The sequence below is a fragment of the Paenibacillus sp. CR_12 genome (assembly GCF_041953985.1).
GTDB lineage: Bacteria > Bacillota > Bacilli > Paenibacillales > Paenibacillaceae > Paenibacillus_AQ > Paenibacillus_AQ lautus_A.
Window position 1 is genome coordinate 616,687 of sequence record NZ_JAVFHO010000004.1, and the last position, 17,133, is coordinate 633,819.

Sequence of the window (17,133 nt, forward strand, 5' to 3'; positions counted from 1 at the left end):
TCGTTAGCTTCAATACATTCATATTTGTCATCCAAGAATATTTATCTGCTGTCAGGGACGTACCCCATATGGCTCAGGAATCGCTGAAATGCCTGCTGCCCTTCCGCCGTCTGTTTGTATACCCCGGCATGCTCCAAAATCGTCGTGAATTTGCTGCCGACCTCCCGGCGTACCAGTTGGGTGGCCCCGGCTTTATCGGATGCGGCTATGCCCCGGCCCCGCAGCTCCTCGATCCAGTCGCCGTGGACGGCGAGCGGATGGTCAGCGGCCTGGCTGTCCGCATACAGTGCCTCGTTCCCCGCCAGAATCTCGGCGATCTGATCCAGCTCTTCCTTGAGCCTGCCCGGCAGGATCGCCAGCCCCATCACTTCGATCAAGCCGATGTTTTCCTTCTTGATGTGGAACATCTCCCGATGAGGATGAAAGATCCCTTCCGGATGCTGCTCGTTGGTGCGATTGTTCCGCAGAACCAGATCCATCTCATAGATGCCCTCGTCATTACGGCGGGCAATCGGAGTCACCGTATTATGGCGGACCCGTTCGCCGTCCGCTTCGCTGAAGGCCTCGATGTCTGCCGAAGGGTCGCTGTAGGTTTTCCAGCCCTCGTAAATGCCGTTCGCGCATTCAAGCAGCGAATCCCGATCGCTTGAGGATAGGCGGATCACCGACATCGGCCATTTCACGATGGCAACGGATACCTCCGGATAATCCCCGTGCGTAAACCCGGCCACCTTCGGCGCTTTCTGGATCGGGAAGGTATGCCGCCCCCCCTGGAAATGATCATGTGTGAGAATGGAGCCCCCGACAATCGGAAGATCCGCGTTCGATCCGAGAAAATAATGCGGATAAGCATCAACAAAACTCAAGAGGCGGGCAAGCGTCTCCTTGGTCAGCTTCATCGGCACGTGATCGTGGTGGAACACGATGCAGTGCTCGTTATAGTAAACATACGGCGAGTATTGGAAGAACCATGGTTCACCGTTCAACTCCAGCGGGATAATGCGCAGGTTTTGCCGTGCCGGGTGATTGACCCTGCCTGCATAACCCACGTTCTCCCGGCAGAGCTGGCATTTCGGATAGATCGGCGGAGGCAGCAGTTTGGCCATGGCGATTTCCTTCGGACTCTTCTCCGGCTTGGATAAATTGATGGTAATCTCAATATCGCCGTACGCGCTGGCATGCCGCCAGTATTCGTTTTTGGCTACGCGATCCATCCGAATGTAGTTGGAGTCGATGCACAGGCTGTAAAATTGCCGTGTAGCCTCGATGATCCCCTGCTCCTGCTCTACCGCCCGGAACCGAGCGGTTACTTCCGAAGGTCTTGCCATGAGGCGGCCCATGATTTTGGCGTCCAGCAAATCCCGGTACGTATCGGTATTCTCCGGGATCATGCCATGCGCCGCACCGTAATCGATCAGGATGTCGAGCATAGCCTGGGGCCCATCCGGCATCGGGTCGTTCACTTCGTCGCCGTACGGCTCGCTGAACCCGAAATCCTCCAGCAGCAGGTTACGGCTGTAATCCGCATCCGCTGCCTGGATCAGGCCTTTATGAAGCGCGAATCGCACCAGCATTTCAATGGCATGCAGAACCTGCTTGGATTCGGGAGTACTTGATGTTGCAGCATTCATGTTCATCGTCCCCCTTGGATTAATTGTCGCCGTAACCGTCCGGACGACTGCTGTGCCACATCCATGCGCTCTCGATAATTTCCTCCAACGTCGTTCTGGACGGCGTCCATCCGAGAACCGTGCGCGCTTTGTCCGAAGACGCCACCAATACCGCAGGGTCACCCGCACGGCGGGCTTCCATGACAACCGGAATGTCGGCACCCGTCACCCGCTTCGATGTCTCGATCACTTCCTTGACCGAGAACCCGAGTCCGTTGCCGAGATTGAACACATTGCTGGACTCGCCGCGACGTAGGTATTCAACCGCGCGCAGATGCGCATTCGCCAGATCGCTGACGTGAATGTAATCGCGGACGCACGTGCCATCGGGAGTTGCGTAATCGTCGCCAAACACCGAGATGCTGGCGCGCTGCTTCAAAGCGGTTTGCAGAACGAGCGGTATCAAGTGGCTCTCCGGCCGGTGATCCTCGCCGATCTTGCCGCTGGCATGCGAGCCGGCCGCGTTGAAGTAACGAAGGGAGACATACTTCACCCCGAGCACGGTATCGAACCAGGACATCATCCGTTCCATCATCAGCTTGGTTTCCCCGTACACGTTCGTCGGCTGGGTCCGGTCCGTTTCCTCGATCGGCACCTTCTCGGGCTCACCGTAGGTCGCGGCCGTTGAAGAGAAGACGATCTTTCGAACGCCCGCCTCATTCATGGCTTCCAGCAGGCACAGCGTGCCGTACACGTTGTTATCGTAATATTTCACCGGATCCTTCATGCTCTCGCCGACCAGTGAATTTGCGGCAAAATGGATAACGGCATCAATATCGTTGTCCGAGAACAGCTGCTTCAGCAGCGCCTTGTCGCGCAGATCGCCGACATACAGCTTTCCGCCCAGCAGCGCTTCGCGATGACCCGTCTCCAGGCTGTCGATGACTACAACGTCTTCCCCTTGCTCCAGCAGCTCCGCCACGGTATGTGAACCGATATAACCTGCTCCGCCGGTCACTAAAATAGCCATATTATTCGCCCTCCTTTACTTCATGCACGCCTTGACCTACGCCGCATACGTAGAAGTCCGCCTTCAGTCCCGTTCTGGCCTCATATTGCTGTCCCACTTCCGCGATGAAACGTTCCACCGCGTCCTCGTGCACGAGGGATACCGTGCAGCCGCCAAAGCCGGCTCCCGTCATTCTGGAACCGAGCGTACCCGGAATCCGCTGGGCTTCTTCCACCAGAGCATCCAACTCGTCGCCCGTGACTTCGTACAGATAACGCAAAGAGTCATGGGACTGATTCATGTACTGTCCGAAAACTTCCAGATTCCCCTCTTTCAGAGCCTTCACGGAATCAAGCACGCGCTGGTTCTCCTCGACGACATGCTGGGCGCGTCTTCTGACGGTCTCATCCTGGATGCTGTCCCGCAAGGTCGCGAATTGATCCGGATTCAGCTGGGCGAGATACGATAACGCCGGGAGCTCCTTTTGCAAAATTTCCAAAGCGCGGTCGCATTCGCTGCGGCGTTCATTATATTTGGAATCGACGAGCCCGCGCCGTTTGTTGGTATTCGAAATCACGATTTTGTATGCTCCGGTCCGGAAAGGCACCAGCTCATACTCCAGCGTATCGCACATTAACAGAATGGCATGATCCTGCTTGCCGTTGGCTACGGCGAATTGATCCATGATGCCGGAGTTGACGCCGACGAACAGGTTTTCCACCCGCTGCGAAAGCTTTGCGATCTCCACCGTATCCGTCTCCTTGCCCTCCATCTTCAAGAAGGCGTAAGCCGTGACCACTTCGATGGACGCTGAGGACGAGAGGCCTGCCCCGTTCGGGATATCCCCGTGGTACAGCAGGTCATAGCCGCTGCTGAGCCCGCAGCCGATTTTATTCAGCTCGGTAATGACGCCGACCGGGTAATCCGTCCATTGATCGATTTTGTAGCCATAATCCTCGTTCAAACTGATCGTTAATTCATAGGGGATATTGGTGGATGAAAAGCTCACCTTGTTATCGTCACGCGGTCGGATAATCAAGGTTGTGCCAAACTCCAGGGCTGCCGGAAGCACATAACCCCCGTTGTAATCCAGATGCTCCCCGATCAGGTTCACGCGCCCTGGCGCATTAAATATGCGAACCTTATGCTGGCTCTCACCGTGCTTGTCCATAAATCTTTCCATAAGCTGTTGCGTCGTCACTGCCTATCACTCCATCCTGTACATATGGTAGTTTTACTGTCTTCAGTATAATGGAAATCTCGTTTACCGATAATGAAATCTTGTGTGATACATATGGATTTATGTGACTTATGGAGGTACAATAAATTTATGATCACGAAATCCCTATAGTTCCTCTTTTTCCCAAACTCATTGTAAAGGAAAATGAATGATGAAACCAACCTATTCTGTTGCTTCCAACCCAGCACAGCAAGGCGGCGGCTGGCTCCACGTGCGATTCGCCGGCGAGAGCCAGACCCTTCCGGAGCATGCGTTGGGGCCCAAAATATTCGATCATTACCTCTTGCACATCATCGAATTGGGCCATGGCGTATTTCGGACCGAAACCGACAGATACCAGCTCGGGCCCGGCGATTGCTTCCTGATTCATCCCGGCCAGATTGTCAGCTATGTATCCGATGCGAGCCAGCCGTGGCGTTACCGCTGGGTCGCCTTTGACGGAGAACACGCCGATGAAGAGATATCCCGTTTGGGGCTCACGCCCGAAAAGCCTGTCCTCCACCTCGTGGAGAACAACCCCATTCCCGGCTATGTATCCCTCATCCAGGGCCATTTTCAATCCAGGGAAGAAAGCTCTCACATGGCCGCCATCGGTTACCTGCATTTAATCTGGGCCGAGATCATGAATCAGAGCGACCGGCCGTCCCGATTGACGCTGTCAGAACCCCAGGTTCAGCGCACGGTGAAGCAGATGATCAGTTACATGGCTTCCCAATACGCCCATCCCGTCTCGATCGAACAGATGTGTACGAGCCTAGGCTACAACCGCGCATACCTGTCACGGATCTTCAAGCAGGAAACGGGCATGACTCCGATCACGTATCTGCTTAAATTAAGAATCGACCAATCCAAACGGCTGCTGCGCGAACGTCCCGATTTGTCCATCGAGCAGGTTTCCGCATCGGTCGGACTGACCGACCCGCTCTATTTCTCACGCCAATTCAAGCGGCTCGTCGGCCGATCCCCGTCGCGGTACCGCAAGGACATCATCTCTTCATCCGCGCTTACTTAAAGAGTGCGCCCAAGCCATCCCTTAGCAAAAAAAGGAGCGCCCTTCAGGTCGGTTATCATCCTAAAGGCGCTCCTTTTCATGTATCTATTTTAATGCCACCGTGTTTTCGCCAGCATCTATCCTTCCGAAGAAGATGCATTCTCCGTTTTGAGAATCGCTTCGATCCGATCCAGCTCTTCCTTCGAGAACTCCAGATTGTTCAAGGCAGCCACGTTGTCTTCAATCTGGCTTACTTTGCTAGCTCCGATCAGGGCAGACGTCACCCGGCCGCCGCGCAGAACCCAGGCGAGCGCGAATTGAGCCAGACTCTGGTTCCGGGCTTGGGCGATTTGGTTCAAGGCTCTGATCTTGCGCAGCACCTCAGGCGTGATATTGCTTTCGTTCAGGAACACGGATGCGCTTGCGGCACGGGAATCGACAGGCACGCCGTTCAAATATTTGTTCGTCAAGAGCCCTTGAGCAAGCGGCGTGAATGCGATGCTTCCGACCCCGTTCTCTTCCAGGACGTCAAGCAATCCGTTCTCCACCCAACGGTCCAGCATGGAGTAGCTCGGTTGATGGATGAGCAGCGGGGTACCCAGGTTTTTCAAGATCGATATCGCTTCCCGGGTCTTCTCCGGCGAATAGTTGGAGACTCCGACATACAGCGCCTTGCCGGAACGAACGAGATGATCCAGCGCTGCCATGGTTTCCTCGAGCGGCGTTCCCGGATCCATCCGATGATGATAGAAAATATCCACATAGTCCAGGCCCATTCGCTTCAAGCTCTGGTCGAGGCTTGATACCAGATATTTACGCGATCCGAAATCGCCGTAAGGACCGGGCCACATATAATAGCCGGCTTTGGACGAAACGACGATTTCGTCACGATATGACTTAAGGTCTCTGGAAAGCACTTTACCGAAAGTCTCCTCGGCAGAGCCTGCAGGAGGTCCGTAATTGTTCGCCAGATCGAAGTGGGTGATGCCCAGATCGAAGGAGCGCGTAATCATGTTCCGCCCGTTCTCGTACGTGTCGACGCCACCGAAATTATGCCATAATCCAAGGGAGATCGCGGGAAGTTTAAGCCCGGACCGCCCCACGCGGTTATACTTCATTCCTTCATAGCGGTCTTCGCTAGCCACATAGGTCACTTGCAATCCCTGCCTCTCTAAGTGAATAGGTCCATTGCTAAATTCCATCTTATCGCGTTTGGTCTTCCTTTGACAAGAAAACGATTACAGGGACAGGTACGGCAATACGCCGCCTTTTGTCCCCTCACGTGCTGATCAGTTTATCCACCTGCGTCATGACTTGACCGATCCGATCCGCAATCAGGAGGCCTGCCCGATGATCGTATGGGGTTGGATCTGCATTCAGCAAAGCTACCTTGCTTCCATGAAAATAGGAGATCAAACTAGCGGCGGGGTGTACCGTCAGGGAAGTCCCCCCAATAATCAACAAGTCGGCCGTCGATATTTCCTGGATCGAGCGCATGATGACGTTCTGGTCCAATTCCTCTTCATACAGCACGACGTCCGGCCGAACCAGCCCCCCGCAATCCTTGCAGCGCGGGACGATTTCCTTAATGTCCAGAATCTCCTGAAGGCTGTAGAATCGGGAGCAATCCATGCAATAATTGCGGTGCACGGAACCGTGAAGCTCCAGCACCTCGGAACATCCCGCCGACTGATGCAGGCCATCGATATTCTGCGTGATGACCGCCTTTAGCTTCCCGTCATGCTCGAGTCTCGACAATAGGCGGTGACAGCCGTTCGGCTGCGCAAGCGGGTGCAGCATCTTGCTCCGGTAAAAGTCGTAAAACACTTCCGGATGCTGCATAAAAAAAGTATGGCTGAGCATGACCTCCGGCGGATACGGAGACTGGTGCTCGCTCTGGTACAGTCCGGCTGCCGAACGGAAGTCTGGTATTCCGCTCTCGGTGGAGGTACCCGCTCCCCCGAAAAAAACAATGTAGTCGCTCGCTTCGATCCATGTTGCCAACTGCTCGATCTTTTCCCTGTTCTCCACTCTTATACACCTCCGTACAGCCCTTAAAATAACACGTCTACCTGTGCACGTCTAATTCATTATAATCGGATATGACAACATCGGCATCTGTCAGATGCGCCGGCTCCCCTTCATCCGTCATTAAACCTACGGCCAGCGCAGCGCCTGCTTGCTTCGCCATCTGCATATCCGCGTTGCTGTCGCCGATGACGACCGCTTCCTCCGGTTTGATCCCGAGCCGGCGGCAGGCCGCCTCGGTCATTTCGGGGTGCGGCTTGCCATTTCGAACCTGATCTCTTCCCATAATGACCGTAAAGTACGAGCGAAGCCCCATCCATTCCAACTGCTCCACGGCGCCTGAGGTTTGATCCGAAGTCACCACTGCCATCTTCACGGAGGCCAAGCTGCATTTTTCCAGAAAATGTTCCAGTCCGGGCATCGGGAATGCCGGCTTTCGCTGACGGACTTCGTACATGGCATTTTTCGTAATCTGATGGACCTGCACAATCGCCTCGTTCCATGGCATCCCGGCTGCGTACAATTGCCAGGCCAGAAGCCCGTTCGTCTCCTCCACGGTGCCCATGGCGAGCGGACCCCGCAGATCATACCCCGATACGCGTCCGCCGGCATCGTGCTTGGTCCCCAGCACCTTCTCTTTCGGCAGCGTAAAGCCGGATCCCATCAGCTCCAGCCGTTCCTCCATGAACTCGAGCACATAATCGGCCCATCCTCCCCACAGCGCCATGAAATGAAGCAGCGTACCGTCTTTATCAAACAAGATCCCTTGGCAGGGAACGGTTCGTCCTTTCAGTTGAACAAACGGCAATGGTTCAAAACCTCCCTATCCTATTCTTGATCATACTCTTATTAAACCATGAAATAAACTCTGATTTAAGCGTTATTGGCGCATGGGATCAAGAAATCGCTCCGACTTGAAAATTTACCAATCTTTAGTCGAATGTTTTGATTCATGACAAATGGACCGTGGTAAGTAACATATACGCATAGCAAATACGACGGTAAAGGAGTGATTTGTTCATGGCCACCAGCAGCAATCGAAAGATGACCCGCGAAGAAGCCGGACGTCTTGGCGGCGAAGCCACCGCCAAAAAACACAGCCGCGAATTCTATCAGGAAATCGGCAAAAAAGGCGGCAAAGCGACGTCCAAAAACCATAGCCGCGAGTTTTACCAGGAAATCGGTCAAAAGGGCGGCGAAGCCACCTCGCGGAATCATAATCGCGAATTCTATCAGGAAATTGGCCGCAAAGGCGGCAAGAAATAGCATATCTTTTCAGTAGGAAGCCTGTTCCCGACCAAGGGGGACAGGCTTTTTCTTGGCCTTCACGACAGGCTTCCTTCCATCGCTTCCTATTAATATCATGTAGAAAAACCTACCTTTTTGTGATAGACTCATTTAAAACCTATTCGCTGTTTACAGGTACCCGGCTGCTTTGCCGGAAGACCGCGCTAAAGCGTAACAATTTTAAAATAGATCTGGGGGGAAATCGACATCATGACAACCAAAAAAATGCGTTCAGACATGATCAAGAAAGGCTTTGACCGCGCGCCGCACCGCAGCTTGCTGCGTGCAGCAGGCGTTAAGGAAGAGGATTTCGGCAAACCGTTCATCGCCGTGTGCAACTCTTACATCGATATCGTTCCGGGTCACGTGCATCTTCAGGAATTCGGCAAGATCGTGAAGGATGCGATCCGTGAAGCCGGCGGCGTTCCGTTCGAGTTCAACACCATCGGCGTGGATGACGGAATTGCCATGGGACATATCGGCATGCGCTACTCGCTGCCAAGCCGCGAGATCATTGCGGATTCCCTGGAAACCGTTGTATCCGCCCACTGGTTCGACGGTATGGTGTGTATCCCGAACTGCGACAAAATTACGCCCGGCATGCTGATGGGCGCCCTGCGCGTTAACATCCCGACGGTGTTTGTCAGCGGCGGACCGATGAAGGCCGGCGTGGACAGCAAAGGCCGCAAATTGTCCCTGACTTCCGTATTCGAAGGCGTCGGCGCTCACCAGGTCGGCAAAATCAATGACGATGAGCTCCTGGAATTGGAACAATACGGATGTCCAACCTGCGGATCCTGCTCCGGCATGTTCACCGCCAACTCCATGAACTGCCTCGCCGAAGCGCTGGGTCTGGCTCTGCCGGGCAACGGCACCATTCTTGCCATCGCCGAAGAGCGCAGAGAGTTTGTTAAACAATCGGCCAAACAATTGATGGAACTTGTCAAAATGGACCTGAAGCCGCGTGACATCGTAACCCTGGAAGCTATCGACAATGCGTTTGCGCTCGATATGGCGATGGGCGGCTCCACCAACACGGTGCTTCATACATTGGCGCTTGCCCAAGAAGCCGGCCTTGATTACCCGCTGGAGCGGATCAACGAAGTCGCTGACCGCGTTCCACACATCTCCAAGCTGGCTCCGGCTTCGGATTACTTCATCGAGGATGTGCATTTGGCAGGCGGAGTAAGCGCGGTTCTGCACGAGCTTCTGAAGAAGCCCGGCGCACTGCACGGGGATTGCATTACCGTAACCGGCAAAACGCTGGCCGAGAACGTAGAGGGCTGTGAAATCCAGGATGAGAACGTCATCCATCCGATCGATTCCCCGTATTCCGAGCGCGGCGGACTCGCGGTACTGTACGGCAATCTGGCTCCTGAAGGCTCCATCATCAAAGTCGGTGCGGTCGATCCGTCGGTTGGCGGATACCATAAAGGACCTGCCATCTGCTTTGACTCCCAGGACGAGGCGCTAAGCGGCATTGCCAACGGCAAGGTCAAGGAAGGCCATGTGGTTGTCATTCGATATGAAGGGCCGAAGGGCGGACCGGGCATGCCGGAAATGCTGGCGCCGACCTCGCAGATTGCAGGCATGGGGCTTGGAGCCAAAGTCGGTCTGATCACTGACGGACGCTTCTCCGGCGCTTCCCGCGGCATCAGCATCGGACACATCTCGCCGGAAGCGGCTGAAGGCGGACCTATCGCTTTCGTTGAAGACGGGGATATCATCGAGCTGGACCTGAATAAACGGACGATTCAATTGCTGGACGTTTCCGAAGAGGAAATGGCTGTACGCCGCAGCAAATGGGTTGAGTTCGAACCGAAAGTGAAAACCGGTTACCTTGCCCGCTACTCGAAGCTTGTGACCAACGCCAGCTCTGGCGGCGTATTGAAAATCTAATCCTTAATAAAGCAAAGGGGTTATCCCGCGCAGGCATTTGCAGCAGCCTGCGGGGATAACCCCCTTTTTTATAACCAAAACCATCTAAGAGATAATCCATGCATAATAGCGGAAACCATCGATTCGATGAACTACATGCCTTGCGATACACTGGCAACCGCCAGATCACCCGCATGCTCCTGTTGAACTTCCTGCTGTTCCTCCGATGGAGGCAAAACCTGCGTTTTCTTCTCCGCATAACGTCCGATCAGAACATCCACCGGCATGATGAGCATTTTCGGCTCCATCATCTGGGTGCCCTCCTTCAGGCGGGCCTGCCCTTTCGGGTGAATGACGCTGAGCAGCAGTTTCAGATACAGTCTGGACGAGCTTGCGAACAGCCCCCGAGGCAAATCCATCACATGGAATCCGAATTGCTCGGGGCCCCGCGAAATCATGGTTACGGCATACAAACCTTTGATATCCTTAAACTCGGGCCGGTCCATCACCATGTTCGCCAGAGAAGGCAAATCCTTCTGCACGGCACGAATCATTTTGATGGCAAGCTGCACTTCCGAGCGGGAGCGGCTGCCGATCTCGAACAATTTTTTGTTGTCAAAGTGGAGCTCGAGCACCTGGTCTCCCTTCTCAAGCCGGCTGCCGTCTTCCATCACGACCGTTTTGCCGGTGAAGGCACGCTTTCGGAAATGCAGCATCGGATCCTCCGGATTAACCGTTTCGAGCGCGAACACCGCATGAAATGCTTTTTCCCACAAGAGCCACAATGAGACGATCAACCGCTTGAGAGGAGACAGCTTCTTCGCTTTCGCTTTGCTTTCCTTAGCCATCATGTCGTCGATTCGGATGCTTCTCATTCCTTTCTGCTCTGCGACTTTCAGTACGCGTTCCAAGGCAATCAGCATTTGCTCCGGCGCATCGGGGTTCGCTCCCATCGTCGTACCGCAGTCATGGAGGAGCATAACCTCGCCGCCGTTCAGCTTGGCCAGCATACGCTGAGTCAGCTTGTCAGCGCCGATCTTGCTTCGCCAATCATTAAACATCGAGGACCATAAGATGATGCGGCAGCCGGTATTCTTGGCAAAATCGAATAGATTCACGATTCCCCAAGGCGGTCTGTAATATCTCGAGCGCTCGCCGGTTATGGCGTAGATGATATCGTCCGTGCGCTTGACTTGCTTGCGGACGGTCACGGGTCGCATTAACCAATTGCTCTTGTGAACATAGTTGTGAATCCCGATCAGATGACCCTCGCTATGAATGCGTTTGACGACCTCCGGATGCTTCTCGGCATGGGAACCGACCAGAAAAAAAGTCGCTTTCATATTATACCGCTTCAATAGATCCAGCAGTCTTGGCGTATAGAACGGATCAGGACCATCATCAAAGGTTAAGGCGAAGTCTTCCAAGCCTGTTCCCCTGCGAAATACTCGAAAACCGAATATCCGGGTCAGGATGCCGGGAATGAATGCATAAAAAGATGAAAGGTAAAACAACCATAGCAGTAACGTTTGCATGCTAACTCCCCGCTTTTTATTTCTTTTTCTAATGAAAGACACTATTATTATTTTATCATAGCACTTAAAGAAATAGGCTTTTTTTTCGCAAATCGTGTACAATGATATCTATCAATAAAGTATAAAGGAGCCGATATCCCACTATGCTTCCCTTGTATAAAAAATATTGGAGAACCGCCTTCGATATAGGTTTAATCGTGCTTACGGTTTACTTGATCATGCTCATATTCAGCAAGCTTTACCAGATTGCGGCTCCGGTGTTTTTATCTTTCCTCGTTTTCCTGATTATTGAGCCTTTCTCCAAATTCCTGCACCGCAGGGGGCTTCCGAAGCCCTTCGCCGCGGCGATATCCGTTCTGCTCTTCCTGCTCGTCATCCTTGGCATCCTGTTTGGAGCCGGAGCGCTCATCGTATCGCAATTCATGAACCTGCAGGACAATTTGCCGGCTTACACCCAAACGATCCAGAAGCATTTCTCGGAAACCCTGATGTTCCTGCAGACGAAGCTCGACGCGCTGCCGCCGGATCTGACGGACCGCCTGAACGGTTACTTCCAAGACATTACCACCTTTGCCCAGGGCGCTGCCGAGTCGTTCTTCCGTTACATCGTTGGATTCATGGGGTCGTTCTCCTCGTTCATCGCGAATTTCGGGGTTGCGATTATCCTCGCTTTCTTCCTGAGCACGGAAATCGGCAGCTGGCGGAGAATCGCCAAGGACAAGACGCCGAAGACGCTTAAGACGGCTTTCGTTTTCCTGAAGGACAATGTATTCAAGGCAATCGGCTCTTATATTAAAGCCCAGATGAAGCTGGTCAGCATCACCTTTGTCATTGTATACATAGGACTCTTGATATTAGGTACGGGCAATTCCCTGTCCGTCGCGCTTATCTGCGCCGTATTCGATGTATTGCCGCTGCTCGGGGTTCCCGTTATTCTTATTCCGTGGATCACCTATTTGTTCATTGTAGGCAACACCGGGCTTGCAATCGGCTTGATCGTTCTGCTTGCCGTTGTGGTCATTTCCAGACAGCTGCTTGAGCCTAAAATTACGGGAAACTCGATCGGCGTATCCTCCGCCTTTCTGATGCTGTCCTTTATGATGATCTCCCTGTCGATATTTGGGGTTGCCGGTTTGATTCTGGCTCCCATCCTGCTGATTCTCATCAAGGAATTGCTTGCGCAGGGATATCTGAAGCAGTGGATCCATCTGCCGAGCGAAGAATTCGATGTGTCCCCTTGGGATATGTCCCGCTCTTACGCGGAGCCGGAGCCCGCTTCAACCGAGGCCAAGAAATCGGAGACCTGACCGAATATTTCGGTTGCCTGATTGCTGCTGTTCGTGCTCCGATTCTCCACCAATACTGCCACCGCATAACGTGGCTTCTCCACCGGGCCGTACCCGACAAACCACTGGTTGTTTCGGGCGCGGCCCTTTACTTTGACCTGAGCGGTTCCCGATTTGCCTGCAAGGGTCCATTTGCGATGATTCAAAGCGCTTCCTGTTCCCTCTTGAACGACATCCTCCATCCATTCGAGCAGGATCGAAGAGGTTTCCCGGGAAATACCGTTTCCTGCTGGGCGTTCGTACAGCGGATTCGTATCCTGAAGCAACTGGCCGTTCGCGTACCGAATCTGCTTCACAATACGCGGCTTGCTCTTCACCCCGCCATGAAGCAGCGTCACCATCGCATTAGCGGCTTGGAGCGGAGATACGGCAGCGTCTCTTTGGCCTATGCCTGTCTGCACTCTTACGCCTGCATCGGAGGCATCCGCGGAGCCTGAAAAGACCGTCCCCTTCTCTTCATGATCCAACGGTGCAAATGAGCGAAGCCCTAAAAACTGCTGTGATTGCCAGCCTACGCTTTGACCAAAGCCCAGCGCGGATGCCGCTGAGATTATTTGCTGTGGGGTTAATCTTTCCGCAAGCGTGGCAAATACGACGTTGCAGGATTCCGCAAAGCCCTCGCGCAGATCAATCGTTCCATGCCCGCCCTTTTTCCAGCAGGACAATCCGAACTTGCCGTATTCCCCATCGCAATGAAAATGTTCGTTTGGCGAGCTGAGACCATTCTCCAAAATGGCCGCTGCCGTGACAAGCTTGAACACGGAGCCTGGCGTGGCCGCTTTCAATCCGCGATTCTCCCACTGACCGTCTTTCGGATGTATCTGCTCCGGATTGTAAAACGGTCTGGATACCATCGCCACGATATCGGCATTGCGTGCATCCAGCACGACAACCGCCCCTTCTTTCATGCCCGCTTTTTCCGTGATGTCCTCGATCCCCCGCTGAATGTCGATATCGATCGTTGTGGATACCCGTAACGGATAGTACCGATTGTCCGGCGCCTTCACCATCGGCTTCATATCCTGAATCACTTCATTCGTGCTGTTTACCGGAAAATAGACGACCGTAGGTCCTTCACCCCGGATCAGCGAATCCATCGTCTTCTCCAGTCCGCTGGTTCCCGAAATCTCCGGATAATCCTGAAAGAACAGGCTTTCCTTACGCTGGCCGGATACAAAACCAAGCCACTGCATGCCCGATTGGCGATTACCGTACCGCTGCTCATAAGGAAGAACCTTGAGTTTGGGGAGCTCAAGCTCGCGAATCTGCTCGATCTGCTCCTTGGACAAGGAACGCGGAATGCGGGAATCCGCTCCATGCCACAGCTGCGGCTCCTTTAGCTTGCCCCAGATTTGCAGCAACTGATTCGTGTCCGTTCCCAGGATGCGGGCCAGCTTGGCAACCTGATGATGGGCGTTCCTCAGCTCCTTCTCGCCGGCCGGAAACAATACGGCTGTCCAGATCAAATTGCCTGTGAGCGGTTTTCCGTTGCGATCCGTAAAATGTCCGCGGCCCGAATCCAGCACGATGCCCCGTTCCCGCTGGATAAGCGATGCCTCCACCATTGTATGCCGGCTTCCGGGGACCCGTTGATGCTTCATCACGAGCTGCACCCAAGCAAGGCGCATCGTCAAAATAGCAATCAGTACCGTCAAAATCAGCCATCCGTATGTAATTCGTTTATTGCGGATTAGCCTCATGTTTCCGCTCCTCCAATTGAGTCTTTGTTTCCTCATTATTTCCATATGGAACCTGACTCAATCATGTTCGCTTCTCTCTGCACCATCATCCGGTTTCTCCGGCTGCTTCCAGGGCGGATCCCCGTATTTGTGCAGATACCGGTTCGTTTGGAATAAGGTCAACGGTACGAGGATGAGCAGCAGTATACCAATCACGACAAGCGGATTTAACAAAATATCGTAGCGAAGATCCATGAATTCCATCAACCTGCCTTCCTTATTCCGTCCCGGTAATGGTTCCAATGGTTCGGACTCTTGCGTCTGCGTGCACATGGATCTTGCATTGCGAAAAAATGTTTTGACCTCGGTCCCAGTCGTCCTTGTAACGGTTCCAAGTTTCGTACTCCTGCTCTTGGCATTTCTTCCAGAAGCCCAAAAAGTCCGATTTATAATCGTTCTGGGCCTTTCGAATGACATCCATTGCGATTTCCTTGATCCGTTCCTCCGTCTTGCGTTTGATCTCCCCGTTTAGTTCGCGAACGATTTCGCTCTCTTCCATCTCAGCTTCCCCAATATTGCCTCTGACCGAAATTTCAACGTCAAACTCGGGAAGTCCGCGATCGTCCAGATGGACTCGAATGATCCGGTTGAATTCCCTGACTTCATAAACGAGCTGTTTGCCGTGAACGACCAGTTCCAGGGATGCGGTTTTTACCGTTCCCTGCATCATGTTCCGGCCCGTGGTTTCATCGTTGTCCAGGAATCCCATGAACCTGTAGTTCTCGCCGTTAAACACAGCCGCGCCGCTGGTGGATACTCTGTCGTCTTGCGTGATCGATACCCGGGGCAGCGCATAACTCGACTTGGACAACAGGAAATGATGCAGTTCCCCCATATTCGTTGGAGGCGTGATGGATTCGCTTTTGTCCTTATTTTCTTGCGTCGAACGAATGTACTGCACGGGCAGGGTTTCAATCTTTGAATGGATCTCCAGGATCTTGCTTGCCTCTCCCTCAGCGACCATAATATTGGAAGCTCGCCGGTTCTCCGGATCCCGGACAAACAAATCCAGTACATCGCCTATGTGCTCCGTTCCGGCTAGCGCTTCGGAGATAATGATCACTTGATTATGGGCCAGGTAAGGAGAGCGGCTGATCTCATTCGACATCTTCCGGGCGGCTTTGAATACGCTGCTCGCGGTCGAGGACAGATTGATAAAAGGGCTCCCTCCCTCACTCTTTTGGCCGCTGGAGCCTTTCATCTGCGTAGGCACGACAATTTGAAACGTAAGCTTAATTTGTCCTTCCTCTGCCGCGTCAAGAGCCGTGCCGACTACAAATCCGCGCTCCTCGATTTCGATGCGGTCCCAGCAGCCGGCTGTCGGCCATAACAGCATAAGCGCCAGGAACATCCGGAGTTTTCTAGCCATCCCCCTTCACCCCCCGAACTTTAGCGATCAAGAGCAGCAGTGCCGGAAGCACCCATGCGAATCCGACCCCCATATAACTGATCCATTCGGCAAATACGTTGAGTTCTCGGAGCGAGCTCGGCAATAAACCGAGGATGAACAGTACCGGTCCAAGAACAAGGATCATCGTAAATCTTCGATGTTTAGGGAATACGGATTCCAACGCCAATAAAGCCACGTCAAACGCCATCGCATTCGTGCTGAACAACGTCATCAACCAGATGACAAAAAAGAAAAATTCAAACCGTTCGAATATTCCTCCCGGAACTTCAACCTCTTTGGCCAATTCGGCTAACGGATACAGCGTATTGGAAACCACCATCGGTCCAAAAACGCCAATGACAAACACAAAAACAACAAAGTATATGCAGATCGGTATCATCAGCCCGCGTAAGATAGAGCCTGGAAGCTTGCTTTTCCTAGCGACATAGATGTTGTAGAACAGCATGATCTCCAGTCCGAGGTAGGAGAATACCGTATCCTTCGAAGAGGCAACGATTCTTCTCCAATCGGTTTTAAACACAGGCAGCAGAAAGTGCATGTTTAAGCTTCCAAGATTCAAGAGGACGATCAGCAGCAAAATCGTGACGACGATTGGAAAGAAAATCAGGTTCAAGCGCACCAAAGCGATGCTTGGACCGGCAACGGCATAGATTAATACCAGCAAGTAAACCAGTCCGATGATTTCCTCCGGCGTGTTATCGAATAAATACAGCCTCGTTATCGTAGAAACGCCGCGCACTTGATAACTGACAAATAACAAAAAGTAGAGACTCATTAACAGCGTCAACGCATGGGCTGCTTTTCGGCTCAAAATCATCGAGGCCATTGCATGATAGTTTTTACCGGGAAACCTCGAAGCCAATGCGCCGATGGCCCAAGCAAATACAAATGCGATCATGCCGCCCAGAATGATCGGCATCCAGCCATCCGAGAACTGGGTCTTCTTCGCAATCGTATGGGGGAGCGTGAGGATTCCGAATCCAATCATCATATTGCTGACAGAGTAGATAATCTCTTTTCTGCCGATTGTTTGACTGCTTCGTTGGTTAAGGTTCAATA

Annotated in this window: 14 protein-coding genes and 1 pseudogene; 4 read left to right on the forward strand and 11 right to left on the reverse strand. The window is 53.1% G+C overall.

Annotated features, from left to right (window positions below):
* Positions 1 to 41: 41 nt before the first annotated feature.
* From RB297_RS18455 to RB297_RS18465, 3 genes are read right to left on the reverse strand one after another with little or no spacing between them, the layout of a single operon-like run.
* A complete protein-coding gene (locus tag RB297_RS18455; RefSeq protein WP_375121092.1) occupies positions 42 to 1,631 on the reverse strand; it encodes a UDP-glucose--hexose-1-phosphate uridylyltransferase in 1,590 nt (529 codons plus the stop codon).
* 19 nt (positions 1,632 to 1,650) lie between these two features.
* Positions 1,651 to 2,640 carry a UDP-glucose 4-epimerase GalE gene (gene galE, locus RB297_RS18460; RefSeq protein WP_375121093.1) on the reverse strand — a complete coding sequence of 330 codons (990 nt, stop codon included), beginning with the start codon at positions 2,638 to 2,640 and terminating at the stop codon, positions 1,651 to 1,653.
* 1 nt (position 2,641) lies between these two features.
* Entirely contained in the window at positions 2,642 to 3,820 is a 1,179-nt protein-coding gene (locus tag RB297_RS18465; RefSeq protein WP_375121094.1) for a galactokinase, read from the reverse strand.
* A 187-nt stretch (positions 3,821 to 4,007) separates the two neighbouring features.
* Here RB297_RS18465 and RB297_RS18470 point away from each other — a divergent pair, with 187 nt between their 5' ends.
* Positions 4,008 to 4,871, forward strand: a complete 864-nt coding sequence (locus RB297_RS18470) for an AraC family transcriptional regulator (protein ID WP_375121095.1) — start codon at positions 4,008 to 4,010, stop codon at positions 4,869 to 4,871.
* Positions 4,872 to 4,987: 116 nt separating this feature from the next.
* On the opposite strand, the gene mgrA is transcribed toward RB297_RS18470, so the two are convergent.
* From mgrA to RB297_RS18485, 3 genes are all read right to left on the reverse strand, one after another.
* Positions 4,988 to 6,004 carry an L-glyceraldehyde 3-phosphate reductase gene (gene mgrA / locus RB297_RS18475; RefSeq protein WP_375121122.1) on the reverse strand — a complete coding sequence of 339 codons (1,017 nt, stop codon included), beginning with the start codon at positions 6,002 to 6,004 and terminating at the stop codon, positions 4,988 to 4,990.
* Positions 6,005 to 6,128: 124 nt separating this feature from the next.
* Entirely contained in the window at positions 6,129 to 6,881 is a 753-nt protein-coding gene (locus RB297_RS18480) for an NAD-dependent protein deacylase (RefSeq protein ID WP_096772956.1), read from the reverse strand.
* Between the two features lie 37 nt (positions 6,882 to 6,918).
* Positions 6,919 to 7,686, reverse strand: a complete 768-nt coding sequence (locus RB297_RS18485; RefSeq protein WP_015734073.1) for an HAD family hydrolase — start codon at positions 7,684 to 7,686, stop codon at positions 6,919 to 6,921.
* 212 nt (positions 7,687 to 7,898) lie between these two features.
* Here RB297_RS18485 and RB297_RS18490 point away from each other — a divergent pair.
* Positions 7,899 to 8,138, forward strand: a pseudogene (locus RB297_RS18490) (KGG domain-containing protein); the annotation flags it as partial.
* A gap of 237 nt (positions 8,139 to 8,375) precedes the next feature.
* Positions 8,376 to 10,064 carry a dihydroxy-acid dehydratase gene (gene ilvD / locus RB297_RS18495; RefSeq protein ID WP_015734072.1) on the forward strand — a complete coding sequence of 563 codons (1,689 nt, stop codon included), beginning with the start codon at positions 8,376 to 8,378 and terminating at the stop codon, positions 10,062 to 10,064.
* Positions 10,065 to 10,195: 131 nt separating this feature from the next.
* On the opposite strand, the gene RB297_RS18500 is transcribed toward ilvD, so the two are convergent.
* Positions 10,196 to 11,578: a polysaccharide deacetylase family protein gene (locus RB297_RS18500; protein WP_375121096.1), complete on the reverse strand. Its 1,383-nt coding sequence runs from the start codon at positions 11,576 to 11,578 to the stop codon at positions 10,196 to 10,198.
* A gap of 143 nt (positions 11,579 to 11,721) precedes the next feature.
* On the opposite strand from RB297_RS18500, the gene RB297_RS18505 reads away from it, so the two are divergent.
* Entirely contained in the window at positions 11,722 to 12,885 is a 1,164-nt protein-coding gene (locus RB297_RS18505) for an AI-2E family transporter (protein WP_015734070.1), read from the forward strand.
* Here RB297_RS18505 and RB297_RS18510 read toward each other — a convergent pair.
* From RB297_RS18510 to RB297_RS18525, 4 genes are read right to left on the reverse strand one after another with little or no spacing between them, the layout of a single operon-like run.
* On the reverse strand, positions 12,834 to 14,624 hold the full coding sequence (locus RB297_RS18510; protein ID WP_096772953.1) for a peptidoglycan D,D-transpeptidase FtsI family protein: 1,791 nt from the start codon (positions 14,622 to 14,624) through the stop codon (positions 12,834 to 12,836). The genes RB297_RS18505 and RB297_RS18510 overlap by 52 nt on opposite strands.
* A 57-nt stretch (positions 14,625 to 14,681) precedes the next feature.
* Positions 14,682 to 14,867, reverse strand: a complete 186-nt coding sequence (locus RB297_RS18515; protein WP_015734068.1) for a hypothetical protein — start codon at positions 14,865 to 14,867, stop codon at positions 14,682 to 14,684.
* Between the two features lie 13 nt (positions 14,868 to 14,880).
* On the reverse strand, positions 14,881 to 16,032 hold the full coding sequence (locus tag RB297_RS18520; RefSeq protein ID WP_375121097.1) for a Ger(x)C family spore germination protein: 1,152 nt from the start codon (positions 16,030 to 16,032) through the stop codon (positions 14,881 to 14,883).
* Positions 16,025 to 17,131 carry a GerAB/ArcD/ProY family transporter gene (locus RB297_RS18525; protein ID WP_375121098.1) on the reverse strand — a complete coding sequence of 369 codons (1,107 nt, stop codon included), beginning with the start codon at positions 17,129 to 17,131 and terminating at the stop codon, positions 16,025 to 16,027. Before RB297_RS18525 ends, RB297_RS18520 begins: the two co-directional genes overlap by 8 nt.
* Between the last annotated feature and the right edge of the window lie 2 nt (positions 17,132 to 17,133).

Bases quoted from the DNA above. Each gene is read 5' to 3' on its own strand.
- RB297_RS18455 (WP_375121092.1), bottom strand. From the start codon at position 1,631: ATGAATGCTGCAACATCAAGTACTCCCGAATCCAAGCAGGTTCTGCAT.
- galE (WP_375121093.1), bottom strand. From the start codon at position 2,640: ATGGCTATTTTAGTGACCGGCGGAGCAGGTTATATCGGTTCACATACC.
- RB297_RS18470 (WP_375121095.1), top strand. From the start codon at position 4,008: ATGATGAAACCAACCTATTCTGTTGCTTCCAACCCAGCACAGCAAGGC.
- ilvD (WP_015734072.1), top strand. From the start codon at position 8,376: ATGACAACCAAAAAAATGCGTTCAGACATGATCAAGAAAGGCTTTGAC.
- RB297_RS18500 (WP_375121096.1), bottom strand. From the start codon at position 11,578: ATGCAAACGTTACTGCTATGGTTGTTTTACCTTTCATCTTTTTATGCA.
- RB297_RS18505 (WP_015734070.1), top strand. From the start codon at position 11,722: ATGCTTCCCTTGTATAAAAAATATTGGAGAACCGCCTTCGATATAGGT.
- RB297_RS18510 (WP_096772953.1), bottom strand. From the start codon at position 14,624: ATGAGGCTAATCCGCAATAAACGAATTACATACGGATGGCTGATTTTG.
- RB297_RS18515 (WP_015734068.1), bottom strand. From the start codon at position 14,867: ATGGAATTCATGGATCTTCGCTACGATATTTTGTTAAATCCGCTTGTC.
- RB297_RS18520 (WP_375121097.1), bottom strand. From the start codon at position 16,032: ATGGCTAGAAAACTCCGGATGTTCCTGGCGCTTATGCTGTTATGGCCG.